This is a genomic window from Terriglobales bacterium, from assembly GCA_035691485.1.
In the GTDB taxonomy this organism is placed as follows: Bacteria; Acidobacteriota; Terriglobia; order Terriglobales; family Acidobacteriaceae; genus JAIQGF01.
In genome coordinates, this window is the sequence record DASSIZ010000092.1 from 1 (window position 1) to 17,318 (window position 17,318).

Genomic DNA, 17,318 nt, shown 5'->3' on the forward strand with positions numbered 1-17,318 from the left:
TGGGAACACCATGGTTGGATAGCGGTCGCCCTCGAATACCAGCAATGCCGGTACGTTGGTTCCGAAGTCGTCCACCAGCGCTCCCTTGGCCCCGAACACGGGCCGGACAGTGGCATCCGGGCCGCTGACTGACTTGTGATAAATCGGGAAACGATCTTTCACACCGCTCACGTCAATGGCCGTAACGTCAATGCCTCCCGACTTCAGGACCTTGACCAGTTCCAGCGCCTTGTTGTTGTCGCAAGGGAACAGCTCGCCAGACTTCTGTTTGCTGGAGTAGTAGAACTCGACCCGCTTCGCCTTCTTCGCGCTGGTGGAGGTCGCAGCCGCCGACACCTGTGCCGGGTTCGGTGGAACATAGGCCTTCCCGCTCTCCGCGAAGAACTCGCACTCCGACCAGCCCTGCAGCGTGATCGCCAGCGTGAATGGCCACTCCCGCTTCAGGCACTTGCCGAGGTACGCCTTCTGAATATTAGTATCCAGTGCCGGGCGCAAATTCGTGCAGTGGACACAGAGTGAATCAGCGTTGTAGTGCATATACCCTCCGTTCCTTAGCTCGCCCCGGCAACCATGAACTTGGCGCGGCTGCCGACGATGTCAGTTTTGGTCAGTGGATAGCCCGCGATCGCCTTGCCGCGAACGTTCCGCTTGATCGGTTTCGGTTTGCAGATGGTTTCCTTCTGCGCCCGCGGCGACGGGCGAGTCAGGCCCGCGCCGGAGATCGGCTCATACGCTTGCGTTTCCGCGAAACCCGGCAGCAGGTCGGCTTTGCCCGACCCTTCCGTCGGCCCGCTGATGCAGGCGCCGTTGGAGGTTTCCAGCCGCCAGATCTTCTTGCACCCGGCGCACTGCGTTGCCCCCTTGAAATTCCAGAAGGGGTAGGGATCCAGAAAATTCTTTGTCTTACAGCTTGGGCAAATTAGCAGCATGGTGCCTCCTCAAATGCATTCCTGGTCTTCCAGCCGCTTGATGTCTTCCGGACTCAAGCCCGCTAGTTTGCCCAGGACAAATTCGTTATCCGCGCCCACCGGTTTCAGCGCCCACTTCATGCGAGGCGGGGTGTCCGACATCTTGTACGCCGGCCCCTGGTGCAGCAGGTCGCCGTAATAGGGATCGTCCAGCCAGCGCACCGCGCCGCGCTCTTGCCAGTGCGGGTTGGTGGCTACCTCTTTGGCGTTCCACACCGGTTGGTTGAGAATTTTGGCCTTGTCGAGAATGCCGGCAACGTCTTCCTTGGTCTTGTCTGCCGCCCACTTCTCCAGGAAGGGATAAATCTCCATCTGCGCTTCCGGCTTCAGGCGCTGGTCAGCCTTGGCGTACTTGGCGGCAAGGTTCCCGTCGCCTATCGTCTTGCACAGGCGCGCGAAATCCTCGTCGCTGCTGGCGCTCACCAGGATGTAGCCTTCCTCGTTCTCCTGCGGGTTGTCCGAGTTCGGGTACGAAGACTTGCCGCACTTGATGATGCCGTGCACGCACAGCTGCGTATCCCACGTCCCCCAGCGCTCCCGGGTGATTCCTTTTTTCCCGTACAAGGGCAGTGCGTACTCCAGCTGGCGGGTGACCCCGTGCACCTGCGAGTACTCCATGAACGTGCCTTCGCCGGAAACTTTGTCCCGGTAGTAGAGCGCTGCCAGGATCTGCACCGCGCCCATCATTCCGCCCCAGTAGTCAGCCAGCCAGATGGTGTGCTTGGAAGGCGAACCTCCCATGAACTCCGGCTTGCCGGTCATGCCGAAGTTGCCGCCCTGCGCCTGGCCCAGGATGTCGTACGATGCCCGCACGCGTCCCGGTCCCCAGCCGCCAAAGCCGCCCAGCCACTGGTAAATCAGCCGTGGATTGATGTCTTTCAACTGGCGGTAGCCGATGCCCCAGCGCTCGAAGGTGCCCGGTCGATAGTTCTCCACGAACACGTCCGACTTCGCCGCGAGTTTTTTCACCAGGTTCTGGCCTTCCGGACGGTGAAAGTCGATCGAGCAGAAATACTCGTTCGGGTTCGCCCCCAGGAATCCCAGGCCGGTGCCGCGCTCGGGGACATACTTCGAGAGCGGGTAGAGAAATGGTTCGTTGAACGGCGTGGTGTGTCGCATCGCCTCGCCGCGCCGCGGAGCCTCGATCTTAATGACCTCGGCTCCCAATTCTGCCAGGTACGAGGCGCAAGACGGACCCAGAATGTATTGCGTACAGGAAAGCACGCGGATGCCCTTCAGTGCTTCGGGCTTGGCGAACTCCCCCTTGGGGTCGAAGGTCTTGCGGCAAAACTCCTCGAAACTGACCTGCGGGGTGTTGGAAACTGCGGTATCGGTTGCCATGTTTTTCCTCCGCCTCAAAGGACGTTCGCCTGTTTGAGCCGCGTGAAATCGTCTGACGTGAAGCCAAGCAGCCGCCGGTAGGTGTCCTGATTGTCATAGCCGGTTGGCCGGCCCATCCACTTCAGGCGTCCCGGTGTCTTGGCCTGCTGGAACGGCGTGGTCCCGTACAGGATCTTGCCGTAGTGTGGCGACTCGGTCTCCGCTACGTGGCCGCGGTACTTGAAGTGTGGGTATTCCGCAACCTCGTTGACGTAGAGCACGCCGCCGGATGCCACCTGCTGCTTGGAGAGTTTCTTTTCCGCCTCGGTGCGGGAGTTGTCCTTCAGCCACTCGCCCAGCATGGTGTAGGTCTTGATCTGCTGGTTCATGGCCAGCCGGTCCGCTACTTCGCGCAGGTGCGGATCGGCCAGGATGTCCTCTTCCACCGTCGGGTGCTCGTCTCCTACCACCCGCCAGATGCGGTACCACAGGCGGTCATGTCCGCCCCCCACCATCATGTAGCCGTCCTTGCAGGGATTGACGGCGTAAATGTTGATGGCCAGGTCCCAATTGCCGAAGCGTGGCCGGATGCTGCCGTCCATCCCGTACCAAGCCCAGGAATAATCGAGAATGCGGATGATCGCTTCCGCCGACGTGGCTTCGATGAACTGCCCCTTGCCGGAAACCATTTCGCGGTAGTACAGCGCCGTCAGGATGCCCATGGCTGCGCTGGTCCCGCCCACGTGATCGGCCATCCACAGCGCCGAACGCATCGGAGTGCCGCCGAACTCCTTGGGATCGCCCGTGCCGTGCACAAACCCGCACGCCGCTTGCGCCACTGGATCCAGCATCCCGGGTTTGTCCTTGTGCGGACCCCACTGCCCCAGTTGCCCCACCCAGCAGTAGATCAGCCGCGGGTTGATTTCCTTCAGCTGCCGGTAGCCAATCCCCAATTCGTCGCGGTGTCCCGGCGGATCGTTCTCGATGATGACATCGGCGTGCGCCGCCAGTTTTTTGAACACCTCGCGTCCTTCCGGTGTTTCAAGGTTCAGGGTGACCGAATACTTGTTGCGCATCTCGTGCAGGAAATGCGCTCCCACCGGCTCGCCGGTTTCCTTGTCCTCGAACATGTAATCCTTGCGTCCGAAGGGAGTCAGCTTGCGCAACGGGTCGCCGCCGGGAGGCTCGATCTGGATCACCTCCGCCCCCAACTCCGACAACATCGAGGAGCACCAGTGCCCGATCATCATCCGCGTGGATGTGTCGAACACCCGGATGCGTGACAGTGCTTCCGGCTTCTCGAAGTTGTGGGATTGGCGACACATGGATTCAAGAAAAAGTGGATAATCTTTCGCCTGATCGCTCAAGCCGGCGTAAACCTCTTCCGGCGTGGGGATCGGCACGGCTGGCCAGGTTAGAACTTTGTCGTCGTTACTCATTCCCGTTTCTCCTGGGCGTCTTCGCATCTCGTTGCTCCGACGCGCTCTGCCTTCGATTGCTCTGGGGTCCCTTTTCCAAACATCAACTGCTTAGGACTGCGTTTCTTTTGCCGGTTGGCCCGATTTTGTGTAGCGGCGGAATTCATTCCGTCGGGTCGGCGGAATGAATTCCGCCGCTACACCTACACTTTCACCACGTCAATCGCACTGCAAACTGCAAGCGTCGCGTGCTGCCTGCGGCGTTGTACAAACCAAAACTCGGGCTGGACACCGTTCGCCAGTTATCGCTCTGCGCGGTCAAGAACGGCGTGTTGAACACGTTGTAGGCTTCCGCCCTCAGTTGCAACGTGAGTGGCGCCGACCCCCAGAATCCGCCTTCGGTCAGCGCAGTTTCTTTGAACAACGACCAGTCAAAATTCACCAGGCGATTCATGCGCACGCTGTTGCGTCCGCAGCTGCCGTCGTTGCCCAGCAACGGCTGCGAAAATCCATGCGTCGCGTCGCGATTGCCGAGCTGAAAGACGGCGTCGGATGCGCAGTTGGCGCGCGTGTTGTCGGCGCCGGTGGGAATCAGGTTGCCGTCCATATTCACGTCGGCAATCCCCAGGCGCGTTCCCGAGAGCAACGTCGCCGGAAGGCCGGTTTGCCACATGTTCACCGACTCGAAGCTCCACCCGTTCAACGCCGCTCGTGGCGCCCCATGCAGATTGCGGAAGAAGGGAATCTGCCAGATTCCGGTGACCAGCACGCGATGGGCAATATCGAAGTTCGACACCGCCCGCTCTGCCCGTGGATTGGTTGCCGATTGCGCAAAGCTGTTATCGTTCGCCTGGATGGTCGGGCTGAAATCGGAGGCATCGTCGATCGACTTCGACCACGTGTACGAAGCCTGGAACTGCAGCCCCCGCGAGAAGGTCTTTTTCCACTCCGCTTGCAGCGAGTGATAAATGGAGCTGCCGCCCGCCTGGTGCAGATTCACCTGGTCAAACCGCGGGTCGAGACGCCAGTTAAGTGGGCCATTCTCGTGCGCGGCCGCCGCCTGGAACTGGCTCAGCCGTGTCAACTCGTCGGCCGTGCTGGTCGCCGGCACGGGCAGATTTGTCACCAGCGGATTGATTGCCATCAGCCGCGTCAGCTGCGATCCCTTCGTGCCCACATACGCGATGGTTGCGATGGAATGGCCCGGCATTTGCCGCTCCATCCCCAGACTGAATTGCTGCACGTAAGGATTGGCCAGGTCCGGATCGCTCGTCGTCACGCTTCTGAAATTTGTCAGCGTTCCGAAGCCGCCGACCTGCGCTTGCGTCTGGGTTTGGATCAGCGCCGTGCCGTTCAGCAGGTTCTGGAAACTGTTCGCGTTCGCGATCTGGCACGTCGGCAAGTTTGCCGCCACGCACGACAGGCTGGGCGAATAATTGAACGGCGGCACCCAGCGCGATGCCGCCAGGGGCGTGAAGGTGAATGAGTCCCAATAAATTCCGTATCCGCCCCGCACCGCCAGCTTTCCGCCGCCCGGGTTCCACGCAAAACCCACGCGCGGCGCGATGTTGAACGTATTGCCATGAATCGCGTCACCGCCGGTGCGGAAGCTTCCCAGCGCCCCCGGCCCGGCCGCGCCGATTGTTCCCGTCTGCCGCGGGTCGAGGATGGAGGTGCTGCCGCCGGCATCGCTGAGCGCGCCCTGGATTTCCCACCGCAGCCCCGCGTTGATGGTCAGTGTTGGCTTCGCCTTCCAATCGTCCTGCACGAAAAAGCCGTACAGCCCAGTGCGGAATCCGCGCGCCGTGTTGCCGAACAATTGCGTCCACGTGCTCGGCTGCCCCGCCAGGAATTGGTTCAGCGACGCGAAGCTGAACACGCCTCGGCTGTTCGTCGCGTTCATCGAATTGTCCTGGATCTTTCGCAGGTCCGCGCCCGCCCGCAAGATGTGCCCGCCGTGCAGATCGCTCAGGACTTCATTGATTTGGAAAACGTTGAACACCCGGCTGGATGGCGCCGATTGTAGCGCGCCGAAGTTGACCAGTCCGCTGATCAGGAATCGCGGCGTGTCCAAACCGTTTTGCGGATTGCCCTGCGCCACCGCCCGCCCGTACGCCAGGCGCAGCTCATTCACCATCTTCGGCGTGGCGGCATAAGTTTCGGTGAGGCTGACGTTGCGCAGCTCAAAGTGATTGTCAACGTCGAAGCCCCGCAGCGTGTTCTGCGATGGGAAGCGCGCCACGAATGTCGCGATCCCTTGCAGATATCGCGCTGACAGCCGGTGTGCGTCGCTAATTTGGTGGTCCACTTTGGTGATGAACTGGTAGTTGTCCACCGGCGACGGCACCTGCACCGCCACCGTACCGACGTCCGGATTGCTGGTGGAACCGGTAGCCGCCGGCAGGAACTGGTTCATCAATCCGAGAATCGACGGATTGGTCGCCCGCGCTCGCGCCGCCGCGCTCGGCACGCTGGCCAGCGTCGTAAAACTTCCCCCACGCGTTTTCCGTCCTTCGTATCCCGCGAACAAGAACGTCCGGTCTTTGATCAGCGGGCCTCCAGCGGTCACGCCGTACGTGTTCTGTTTGAGCGGGGAAGGGCGGCCGGTCTGGTCGAAGTAGTCGCGCGCATTGAATGCGTCGTTTTGCAGGAAGTCGTACGCGCTGCCGTGCAGGAAATTGCTGCCGCTCTTCGTCACCATGATGACTTGCGCGTTCGACTTCACCCCGTATTCGGCGGAGAAGTTGCTCGTCAGGATTCTGATCTCCTGCAGCATGTCGGGCGTGATCGCCTGCATGCCGGGTGCGAACCCGCCAGCTTCCCAGTCGTTGGCATCGGTGTAGTCCAGTTGTACCGAGGTGGCGCGTGCCCGCCCGCCGTTGGCGGCGACCAGTCCCGACTGCACGCCCAGCACGATAATGAAAGATCCCCCACCTCCAAAGGTCGATCCCCCGCGCGGGTTGTTGGTCGGCGCGATGCCCGGCCCCAACTGCACCGTCGAGATCATGTTGCGCCCCAGGCTCGGCAGGCTCGACAACTCCAGCGCTGTCCGGGTCACGCTGCGCTGCCCGTCCGAAGAGTTCATCAGCTCCGGTGTTGATGTCACTTCCACTCGTGTCGCCGTCTGCCCGACCCGCAGCACCAGGTCTTGCCTCAATGTCTGGTTTGTCGAAACAACCAAGTCGACGCTCGGTCCGGTGAACGTTGGCGCCTCAGCCCGCAGCACGTAGCTTCCCGGCGGCAGGGCGAAAAAGGCGTAATACCCGTCGCGGCCTGTAATAAATGTGCGATTTGCGTTCGTGCCACGGCTGGCCAGCGTCACTCGGGCGCCATTCAACACCGCACCCGTGCTGTCCTTCACGGTTCCCTCGATCCGCCCCGCCGTGTATTGCGACCATGACGGCGGAGCAGCCGAAAGGCACGCCAATACGAGTGCGACCTGGAGGACCGATTTTCGTATTGGTCGTGACACGCGATACGCTCCTGGAATGGGCTAGCGCGTCCGACTGCGCTAGCCCTCTTGGTTCATGACCTTGACCCTGACCCTGACCCGATCAGCCTCGAGCGGGCGCTGCCGCGGCCCTGAATTCCTCTGTTTCGGGCGCCGCAGGACGCTTGGCCAGCAGTTCGCACACCAAGGCCACCGCCGCCAGTACGGCGGCCGTGTAAAACGCGGCCTGGTAGTTCTTGTACTTATCGAAGAGCACGCCACCGATGCGCGGTCCGATAATTCCGGCCACGCCCCAGGCGGTGAACAGCATCCCGTAGTTGATCCCTGCGTTCTTCGTGCCCCAGAAATCGGAAGTGGCCGAACCGTTTACCGAGAGCTGCGTCCCGTAGCACCAGTACACGGCGAACACCACAAGGTACAGCAAGCTGACGTTGCCACCGACCAGGTACAGGACCGGCATGGCGATCACCGACAGCCCGATCATCAGCCGCAGTACATTCAATCGCCCGATCCCGTCCGACATCCAGCCCGACAGAATGCGCCCGCTGGCGTTGCCCGCTGCTCCCACCACCAGTCCCATCGTGGCCAGTGCCGCGCTTGAGATCCCGGCGCTCTTGGCGAACGGAACCAGTTGGCTGATCACCATCAGTCCGGCGGAACAGCCCAGTGCGTACGCGACCCACATGAAATAGAAAGCGGGGGTTCTCAGCACTTCGGCAGGCGTGAACTCATAGGACGTGGCAGCCGCTTTCGCGGTCGCCGGCGCGGGTGTCCAGCCCGGTGGACGATAACCCGCTGGCGGGTTCTTCATCAGCATCGCCCCGAACACCGTCATCACCAGGAAAATTACGCCCAGGATTTGAAACGTGGTCGCCACCCCGTAGGCCGGGATCAGCTTCAGGTTGGCCAGAGGGCCGAAGATCGCCGAACCGCCGCCGTAGCCCGCCACGGCAAGACCAACCGCCAGGCCACGTTTGTCGGGAAACCACTTCGCCATCACCGGTATCGGGCAGGCGTAGCCGAAGCCGTTGCCCAATCCGCCGATCACTCCGAAACAGATATACAGGTAATTGAGTGACTGGGTATAAGCGCACAGGAAAAAGCCCAGGCTGACCAGGATTCCGCCGGCAAGCGCAATCTTCATCGGCCCGATCTTGTCTTGTAAGCGGCCCGCCACCACAAAGGTGATCGCAAACACCACTACCGCGATGGTGAACACGTTAGAGGTCTGCGCACGCTTCCAACCGAATTGTTTTTCCAGCGGAGCTACGAACACGCTCCACGCGTAGAGGGATCCCAGGGCCAGGTTCATCGAGAGCCCACCCACCACGCGCCACCACCGGCTGACCGATACTTGCTGCTGTGCTACCGCGGTTGCCATAGCTGTTCTCCTTCGTAAATTGCTGCGGTCATGAGCCCGTTACTGACCCTTCGATCCGGGTGCACGCGTCAGGCCTGCTCAAACGCCCTGGACGTTCTATCGAACGTTCATTCGGTTCCGCCCCCCTGCATTCACGCTCGCTGCTACTCCTCCATCACAGCCTGTTTTGCGTTAGTTCATCGATCGGGGCGAATGCGCAGTGCGTTTAAGAATTCCGCGTCCTTGCCGGTCAGAACCAGGAGATTTGCGTCCCCGCATTCTTGGTGCATGCCTGGCTTGATGCCGATCACCAGCAATGCTTCCGACCTCGCATCGCAGATGACGGTATCGTCGGGGTTGCACCGTGAGAGCGTCGCAACTAGCTCCCGAACCGTCATTCCGTGACCTCCGGAGATGGACGATCTATGTCCCGCACGTTGTGCTTGACCGCATGCGGACTGTTCAGGCCCGTCTGTCCCACCGGATTTTTATCGGACCGGGTCCGGTCCAGCACTCCCGGAAAGCGGGTGCAGAGTCGATTACATCCGTCTTCTGCTCTGAGTGCTCTGGGCCACGAGACTACCTGCCCTTCATGCCCGCGGCGTTTTGCAGAGTCGATTGCGTGCCGCCGTGGCCGTGAGTTGCAGCTCGAATGGATTGCAATACTCGTTGAAGATGTAGCAAGCGTCAGTGATGTACGTCACCGCTCTGAGTGACATGTGGACGCGTCCATCAGGAGTGGTCGGGTGCGGATACTGGCGGTGAAGTAGTTGCTATTCCGTGGACGGGGTTTCCGTGCTGCTGGACTCGCCTCGCGCGCATTGAGCGGGAATTTCTTCGGCGGAGCGCTCCGTCATTGAGTACAGGCACAGCGCCACAACGATACCGGCGACCGGCAACCAGATGGCCAGCAGAATGGTCCAGGCGTCCAAAGGCGCTCACCCCAGTGCGACCATGGGACCACAGCCAGCGGTCGAAAGCAAACAGTTTGTGGGTTTCTGGCCTTCATCTTTGCCACGCCGGCGGCGGCATCCCCTTTCGTGCTAACCGCGCCGGCGTATCCAATCGTATGTCTCCTCGGCACGGATATTGAGGGTCATCTGCCGGCGAGACGTCGCAGAGCTTCCGGGTTCTGGATATTCAGCATCGATCCCTGGAGTACGGCCACGCCCGCGCTGCGAAACTTGCTCAGGATCCGCCAGACGGTCTCGCGCGAGACTCCAATGGCTCGCCCTAGCTCCTCGTGCGTGAATCCAACGTGAACTCCCGTCCCGTTGCTCTGGCTCTGCCAGGTAAACGCCAAATCCAGCATGAATCCTGCCAATTTCTCACTGGCCGAGCGCTTCTGCCCCATCGTGCGCAGGAAATCGTAACTTTCCCGGCACTGTCGGCTCAGGATGTGCGCTGCCCTCCAGCACGCGGCGGGATCGGATCGCAGCAGCGACAAGAAATCTTCGGATTTCACAAACGCGACCTGGGACGGCTGCACCGTTTCTGCCGTGAATTCGTGTGCCGTTCCCGAGACGCAAGCGTGTAGGCCGAGCACCTCTCCGGGGCCCGCGATCTTTAGGATCAGGACGCGTCCGTCGGGTCCAGTCGTCCACACCTTCACATTGCCGATGCAAATCAGGTATACCCCGTTCGCTTTTTGGTGGGTTACGTACAGGGTGCTGCCCTTGGGGAGCAGGTTGGGAAATCTAACTTTCTCTAAAGCAGGCAGAGAGGCGTGTGGCAGGTAACAGAAAAATTCTTTGCCCGGCAACTTGCAGCCGAGGCAACTCTCGACGAACTCCAGACCGTAGGGAGATGACATAAATGCCTCCCCGGCACGGTCGGAAGCGCCGGTCGCTCGTCTTCGATCTCGAAGACACACAACCTAGCACAACATCACACCCGCTACAAGGCTCATCTGGAAGGTTGCTGGTTGGAGTTGTCAATCGCTAGTCAGAAGCTGCCTGGTATTTTGACTCTGCCATTCTCGTCACCGGCTTCCTGGCTTGTGACGTCGTGATCACCACTACGCTCACCAGGACACACAGCGTGCCCATGATTGTTCGCAGTCCCAACTCCTCCCCGCCCAGGAAATAGCCCAACACCACCGCGACCACTGGGTTCACATAAGCGTAGGTACCGACCCTGGTCGGCGATTCATGATGGATTAGCCACACGTATGCGGTGAACGCAACAATGGAACCGGCCACGATCAGGTACAGTAGCGACAACCACGCTCCACGGGAGACCGCGGCCGGCCGAAATCGGCGAATTTCCCCCAGAGCAGCTGCTGTCACTGCCAGCATCACTCCGCCGGTAAGCATCTGCACTCCCGAACTCATGACTTTCGATGACGGCAGCGGTAGTTTGCGGGCCAGCGCGGATGCCACCGACCATCCGATCGACGCCACGATTAAGGCCACCGCCCCGGTGCCGTCGATGGGCGCGCCGCCCAGCATCAGCGAGCGGCTCATCAGCACCGCCACGCCCGCAATACCGATCAACAGCGCCAGCGCCAATCCAACCGTGAGCTTCTGGGTTCGCAGAATGCTGATTTCCGAAAGCGCCATGAACACCGGAATGGTCGCCATCATGACCGCGGTAACCCCCGACGGCACGCGTTGCTCGGCCCAAAACACCAGCCCGTAGTCCACCACGAAAATCAGCACGGCGAGAATTGACACGGACAACCACTGCCGCCCGCTCGGTGACCGCTCTCCTTTTGCCAGCATCCAGCCACAAAGAACCAGGCCCGCGACCACGAACCGCATCGCCGCCAGCAGAAACGGGGGAACCTCGTGCACTCCAATCCGAATTGCCAGAAAGGTGGATCCCCAAACCAGATAAATAATTGCGAACGCCAGCAGCACCTTCCATCTCGGACGAGCGGTTGCTTCCATGCCCCGGAGCTCCTCACCTCGAATGGCCAGTGTTTTCCCTGGACCGTGCTTTCGTGCTTTCGTCTTACCCTTCCGGAAGAGTGATCGACTTGGGGGCCTGCTCCCGCGTGCGCGTTATGTGGGGGGTGATGATCACCAGCAGTTCGGTGTCGGTCTTCTGTTTATTGTGCGCGGAAGTAAGTGTGCCAAGCACAGGCAGGCGGGCAATTCCCGGCAGTCCGGTCAGCGAAGTCTGCTCGGAAACGTCAATCATGCCCGCGACCACGCCCGACTCGCCGTCCCGGATCGTAATCGATCCCGTGTACATGCGATTGGTGATTACCGGCACGCCGTTGAAGGACTGCCCGCCCAGCGCCCTGATTTCGACGTTCAGCGCCATCTGCACTTCGCCGTCGGCGTGGATCTGCGGTGTTGCCTTGACACTCAGCCCCAGGTCCTCATAGTTGAAGGACGGAAAAGGCGCGATGAAACTTTGATTTTGAATGACCTGCGCAATGGAAGGCGTGTTGAAGATGGGAGCAAAGGTTGCATTCAGGATCGGGTAACGGTCGCCGATCCGGAGCATGGCGGCATTTCCGCTGGACGCGCGGAGGGTCAATTTCTGGATCGTCGTGACCAGCGACTCATTGTGCGAGAAGCTGATCGACGTCGGCGGGAAGGGAACTGCGGTGAGGGTTTGCCCGCCCCCAAATGTCGCGAAGGGCTGTTGCAGCAGCGGATTTTGCGACTGCGATTGCAGTTGCGCCAGCAGCGCCGAGATCGCGGTCGTGTTCGCCTGGTTGATGCCGCCGGAGGAAATCAGTTGGTTGATCAGGTTCTGCACGTTGGGTTGCGACAATGCCGCCAGCGCTTGCGACGAGACATTGAATGTCTGCCACTGCAACGGCATGCTCAGCCCGAAGCTGCGCATCATGGTCCGGCTGATTTGGAACACCTGGAAATCCAACATCACTTGCGGGCGGGAGCTGTCCAGCGATTCCAGCAGCATGGTGGCGGCGTCGAGGACCGTGTGCGAGGCCCGCACCACCATCGTCGAAGTCCCGGTCTGCAAGGTGACAAAGCGGACATTGAAGATGGTGCGGAGCAAGTTGACGAGGTCGCTCAGCTCCTGCTGCGAAGTGACATCGGGAATGTAAAACGAGCGCAGCGCCATACGCTCGAACTGCAGCCGGTTCTGGGGACTATCGGCGACCACCAGGAATTCGCGTGCGGAAAGCGGCGTCCAGAATGTCTTGGTCATCACGCCGGCCAGCCGCATGGCAGTTGCGAAATCCACGTTCTGAAGATCGAAGCGCACCTGGCGCGGCGTCACCGACTCGTCGAAACGCGGCGTCACTCCGAAGGTGGTGGCGATCGCGTCGTACAGCGCGCGTGTGTCGCCGCGGAAATGGAAGGTGCCGCGCAAGTCAGTGGCGGGCTGCAAGCGCAGTTCGCCAGGATCGTCCACCACGTGGATTCCGGGCACCCGCGGCGCTGCCGGCAACGGAGTGGCGTCCTGCATCCGTTGCAACGCGAAGGTGTTGCTGGGATCGAGATGAAGCGCTTCGCGGAACTCGCCAGCTGCCGCCGTCTCCTTCTGTTGCAGCAGCAGCGCGTTGCCGCGCTGAATGTGGTCGTAAACGATTTTCTGGCGGAGGACTTCTCGCGCGGTGGCATATTCGAGGTCGCGCGGAACCAGGTTCGCCGCGGAATCGATGGCCTCGAATGCCTGGTCTGCTTTGCCCCTCTTTTGCAGTTTCAAGCCGCGAGCAAAATCGCGTTGCGCCTGTTTCAGTTCGCGCTTCGAAACCTCACACGCAGCGGGGGTCCGCTTCTGCGCGCATTCTTGCAGCAGTGCCAGGCCGGGCGTCTTGGTGTTTGGGCCCGGCGCAACCGTCTGCGCCCAGACCGCGGCGCAAATCAATGTGACAATCCCGGCAAGAGCACGCATTACTGCGATTGTAACCGTTGCCGGTGCCGGCGCAAGCGAGGTCCGGGTAAAAACCTTGGTGCCGCTACTTAATCCCGCATCCGGCGAAGCCAGCCACTAATGGAAGTCAACATCCACCCAGTAATTCCTGCCGTTCGCCGGCGTGTTCGGGAAAGTGCCGACCGGGCCCCACCCGTAGACGCCATTGCCGCTGCCGGCGACAGCCGACAAGGGCGGATTGGTGACCGGCACGTTGAAGTAGCCGTCGTCGTAGCTGTACGCGCCGCCGGTATGGTAGGAGACGATGTAGATCGTGTTGGCTGTGATCGCAACCGCAGTGGAGAATTGCACTTCCTGCCAACCGCTCGCGCTTTCATTGGTGAAAGTTGCTTGCGCCAGCAGTTGCCCGCTGCTCGTCCATAGGCTGCCGACGTGGCTGCTGGTATTGTTCGATGCTTTATAGAACTTTACTCCGGTGATCTGGCCGTTACGATCCGCGGTGAACATCATTCCCAATTCCACGGGCCAGTAAGCACTGGCATAAGGGACGGCGGGCACCGCTGTGCTGCTGAACAAGCTGTAGGAGTTTTGCGGTGGCGGCGGAGGCGGAGGTGGAGCGCTGGTGACTGTCAAGGTGGTCGAGCCGGTGATGTTGCCGCTCGCAGCCGCGATAAGCGACGTTCCGGCCGAAACAGCGGTCGCCATTCCAGCGCTGGTGATGGTGGCGACCGCGGGCGTGCCGGACGACCAAGTCACTTGTTGTGTAAGGTCTTGCGTGCTGGAGTCGGAATAATGTCCTGTAGCCGTGAACTGCTGATTACCGGAAACGGACAGGGTGGGATTCAGCGGCGCAACGCTGATCGAGACAAGCGAGGCGGTAGCAGTACTGGTGGTGAATACAAGATCCACCCAGTAGTTCCTGCTATTGAACGGATTCGTCGGAAAAGTGCCGACGGGTCCCGAGGCATATACACCGTTGCCACTGCTTCCAGCAACCGCCGACAACGGCGGATTGCTGACCGGCACGTTGAAGTATCCATCATCGTAACTGTAATAGCCTCCGGAATGGTAGGAGACGACGTAGACCGTGTTGGCGGTGATTGAAACCGCCGAGGAGAACAGCGCCTGCTGCCAACCGCTGGCGCTTTCGTTGGTGAAGGTTACTTGCGCCAGTAGTTGCCCGGTGCTGGTCCACAAACTGCCGACGTGAGAACTGTGATCGCTCGGTGTTTTGTAGAAGCGCACTCCGGTGACCTGACCGTTGACGGCAGAAGTGAATCGCATTCCCATCTCCAAAGGCCAGTACGCATTGCCAACCGAAGCGGGAACTGCTGTGTTGCTGAACATGCTGTAGGTCGTTGCCGGAGGTGGCGGAGGTGGCGGCGGCGGAGGAGCGGCGGTTACGGTCAAGCTGAGCGCAACGGGATGGAGCACTCCGCCGCTGGTGCCGGATATGGTCAACGGATAAGTGCCGGCCAGGGCGGTTCCATTGGCGTTGAAAGTCAGCGTAGAAGTTCCGGAGCCCGGCGCCGGAAGCGAGGACGGAGCAAAGCCAGCGCTGACTCCCGTGGGCAGGCCCGATACTGAGAAGGAAACCGGCGCGGAAAAACCATTCGTCACCGTCGAAGTTACCGTGACCGCAGTGCTGCCATTCACTGGCAGGGTCGCGGTTGCGGGCGCGCTGATTGCAAAACCTGGTGGCGGTGGGACGGCGGTTACCGTCAAGTTGAGCGCAACCGCGTGGACTGCTCCACCGCTGGTGCCGGAGATGGACAATGGGTATGTCCCGGTCAACGTGCTTCCATTGGCGGTGAAGGTCAACGTGGAGGTTCCCGAACCCGGGGCCGGCAACGAGGATGGAGCAAAACCGGCACTCACTCCGGCGGGCAGGCCCGACACCGAGAAGGATATCGGCGCGGAAAAACCATTTGTCACCGTCGACGTTACCGTGACCGCAGTGCTGCCCCCAACTTGGAGGGTCGCGGTTGCGGGCGCACTGATCGCAAAATCCGGCGACGACGTGCTACCCACGACATAGTAGGCGGTGGTCGTGGAGGAGAAATTGAACAACGGCCACTTCGCGACCGTGACAGTAAAGGAATAAGTACCCGCGGGCGCACCGACAGGCGATGTTAACGACAGCATGGTGGAAGCAGTCGCTCCCGCCGCCACTGTGAGCAGTGAAGTGGCCACAGTTTCAGTCCAGCCGCCGGGAACGGTCGGGGCCGAAGACAGCACGAGCACGGTTGACGAGCCGCAGCTGCCTGAGTCCTGGTTTGTCACGGAGAGGTTGAAGTTCTGGGTGCTGCCGGCGGCGGCCGGCGGCGATTGGCCAGGAGAAACGGTGACTGTCGGAGACTTGGCATTGCAGCCATAGGGACCAAACTCGATGTCCACCGAGGCGCCAGTCGCATCCACGGATTTCGTCGTGATCGACAGGCCCGCGGTGCCGTCCACGAAAGTATCACCGACACCCAGGGCTGCATTATCAAAGGGACCCGGCGGGTTCATGTTCAGCAACATGCTCGAGCCGGGTGCCTGCTCCGCGCCGCTGCGAATCAAAACCCCCTTCGTGGAGGTGGGATACACACTCAGGGATTTGTCGTAGCCGATCAATTGCCGGTACTCGATGTAATACCAACTGTTGAGGCCGCTGGTCGGTTCGGTGCTCTGCAACACTTTTAACGCCTTGACTCCAGTTCCGGTTTCGTAGGGCGAGATGTTGTAAATGCCGCTGGAGGTGACGGTCGTGATCGGCAGCGAGATGCCGTAATTCAACCAGCCAAGACGCTCCTTCTGGAAGGCATTGAAGTGCGATGCCGTAAAGCCGCCCATGATGTCGAATTCGTCGCCATACTCATCAATCTGGCAGTTCGTGCCGATGCTAGCGTTGCCGCAAACCAGGGAATGGGAATGTAGCAGGCCAAAGCCGTGGCCCAATTCATGAGCGATAACCTGGAGACCATCCTCGCCATTGATCATGGCTTGACTGGGAGTGCCGCCCAGGGTGGATTGACCCCGGAAGCCGCAGGCATTCAGCGGGAAGATGTAGACGAGCCGGTTATAAGGGCTGAGGTCTACTCCGGCATTTGTCGCGGCCTGCTGCGCCGCCGCACTGAAAGTTTGGATTGTGGGACACGTCGTGACGCTGATCGTCGGCATAGTAAACCAGCCGAACACATCTCCGGTCAGCCAGGTCTGGTTTTGCGAGTTTTCCAGGTAAAAGTTGCTAACGTCGTTGAAAACCTCATTACGGACATCGTTGATCGCGAACGGCGTGCTGGTGTTGTCGAAGAAATTGACCAGCAGGACAGCTGTCGACTGCGCTCCAAAGGTATTGCTCGTCGTTAACCCGGCTCCGTTAGTGGGTGATGCTGGTGCAGGTACCGATAGCGCGCCGGCCGGCACGAGGAGGAAGTTGTCAATACGCTTGCCGGTGGCCTGAACTTGCGCGCCGGTGACTAAATTCGGCGGCAAGTTTCCCGCCAGGAACATTTCGACTTGTCCGCGCCCAGTGTTGAGATAAAAGCGGAGTTTATGGTGGTCACGATAATCCTCCACCACCGCCAGTACCGTACCGGTTTCGGCGGCGTCAGTTTCCAAGTACTTCGCGGCAGAACCGGGAAGCTGTTGCACCGTGTGCGGCGGCAGAATAAAGGTGAGCGCCGTCTCGGGCGAAACCGCAGCGACGGCCAACAGCAGATCGTGGCGCTGCTTGGCCACTGCGGCGGCGGTGGACTGATCTCCTGCCTGGCTCACCGAAATCAACGTGTGCGTGAGCTGTTGCAGCGAGGTCACCTGGTCTTGCAGCGACGGCGACGCCTGGGCCATGGCAGAGGACCCACTCATCACTATCGGGAGGACCAAAAAGACCAAGGTTGCAAGCGAGGAAGGGAAACACCTGGCACGCAGCATTCAGTGCTCCTTGCAGGCGACATGCCTGGGGGATCAAGGGACTACGGGGCCACGTTCTCCGGGAGGGCAAAGCCTCACCGCAAGAA

General features: G+C 60.6%; 11 protein-coding genes. All 11 read right to left on the minus strand.

The window, feature by feature from the left end:
• Positions 1–537, minus strand: a 537-nt coding sequence (locus tag VFI82_12100) for a hypothetical protein (GenBank protein HET7185421.1), incomplete at its 3' end; no start/stop codon positions are given.
• Positions 538–551: 14 nt separating this feature from the next.
• Complete coding sequence (locus VFI82_12105) at positions 552–929, minus strand: hypothetical protein (GenBank protein HET7185422.1); 378 nt, start codon at positions 927–929, stop codon at positions 552–554.
• A gap of 9 nt (positions 930–938) precedes the next feature.
• Positions 939–2,309, minus strand: coding sequence for a CoA transferase (locus VFI82_12110; GenBank protein ID HET7185423.1), 1,371 nt, complete (start codon positions 2,307–2,309; stop codon positions 939–941).
• Between the two features lie 14 nt (positions 2,310–2,323).
• A complete protein-coding gene (locus VFI82_12115) occupies positions 2,324–3,727 on the minus strand; it encodes a CoA transferase (protein ID HET7185424.1) in 1,404 nt (467 codons plus the stop codon).
• A 190-nt stretch (positions 3,728–3,917) separates the two neighbouring features.
• A complete protein-coding gene (locus tag VFI82_12120; protein ID HET7185425.1) occupies positions 3,918–7,178 on the minus strand; it encodes a carboxypeptidase regulatory-like domain-containing protein in 3,261 nt (1,086 codons plus the stop codon).
• Between the two features lie 82 nt (positions 7,179–7,260).
• Positions 7,261–8,538 carry an OFA family MFS transporter gene (locus tag VFI82_12125; protein HET7185426.1) on the minus strand — a complete coding sequence of 426 codons (1,278 nt, stop codon included), beginning with the start codon at positions 8,536–8,538 and terminating at the stop codon, positions 7,261–7,263.
• A 752-nt stretch (positions 8,539–9,290) separates the two neighbouring features.
• On the minus strand, positions 9,291–9,449 hold the full coding sequence (locus VFI82_12130; protein HET7185427.1) for a hypothetical protein: 159 nt from the start codon (positions 9,447–9,449) through the stop codon (positions 9,291–9,293).
• A gap of 164 nt (positions 9,450–9,613) precedes the next feature.
• Positions 9,614–10,330, minus strand: a complete 717-nt coding sequence (locus VFI82_12135; GenBank protein ID HET7185428.1) for a Crp/Fnr family transcriptional regulator — start codon at positions 10,328–10,330, stop codon at positions 9,614–9,616.
• Between the two features lie 127 nt (positions 10,331–10,457).
• Positions 10,458–11,408, minus strand: a complete 951-nt coding sequence (locus VFI82_12140) for an EamA family transporter (GenBank protein HET7185429.1) — start codon at positions 11,406–11,408, stop codon at positions 10,458–10,460.
• Between the two features lie 64 nt (positions 11,409–11,472).
• Entirely contained in the window at positions 11,473–13,338 is a 1,866-nt protein-coding gene (locus VFI82_12145; protein HET7185430.1) for a type II and III secretion system protein, read from the minus strand.
• Positions 13,339–13,434: 96 nt separating this feature from the next.
• On the minus strand, positions 13,435–17,148 hold the full coding sequence (locus VFI82_12150) for a DUF4082 domain-containing protein (GenBank protein ID HET7185431.1): 3,714 nt from the start codon (positions 17,146–17,148) through the stop codon (positions 13,435–13,437).
• Between the last annotated feature and the right edge of the window lie 170 nt (positions 17,149–17,318).

Coding starts and splice junctions, on each gene's coding strand:
- VFI82_12135 (HET7185428.1), bottom strand. CDS start 10,330: ATGTCATCTCCCTACGGTCTGGAGTTCGTCGAGAGTTGCCTCGGCTGC.
- VFI82_12105 (HET7185422.1), bottom strand. CDS start 929: ATGCTGCTAATTTGCCCAAGCTGTAAGACAAAGAATTTTCTGGATCCC.
- VFI82_12145 (HET7185430.1), bottom strand. CDS start 13,338: ATGCGTGCTCTTGCCGGGATTGTCACATTGATTTGCGCCGCGGTCTGG.
- VFI82_12150 (HET7185431.1), bottom strand. CDS start 17,148: ATGGCCCAGGCGTCGCCGTCGCTGCAAGACCAGGTGACCTCGCTGCAA.
- VFI82_12110 (HET7185423.1), bottom strand. CDS start 2,309: ATGGCAACCGATACCGCAGTTTCCAACACCCCGCAGGTCAGTTTCGAG.
- VFI82_12125 (HET7185426.1), bottom strand. CDS start 8,538: ATGGCAACCGCGGTAGCACAGCAGCAAGTATCGGTCAGCCGGTGGTGG.
- VFI82_12115 (HET7185424.1), bottom strand. CDS start 3,727: ATGAGTAACGACGACAAAGTTCTAACCTGGCCAGCCGTGCCGATCCCC.
- VFI82_12140 (HET7185429.1), bottom strand. CDS start 11,408: ATGGAAGCAACCGCTCGTCCGAGATGGAAGGTGCTGCTGGCGTTCGCA.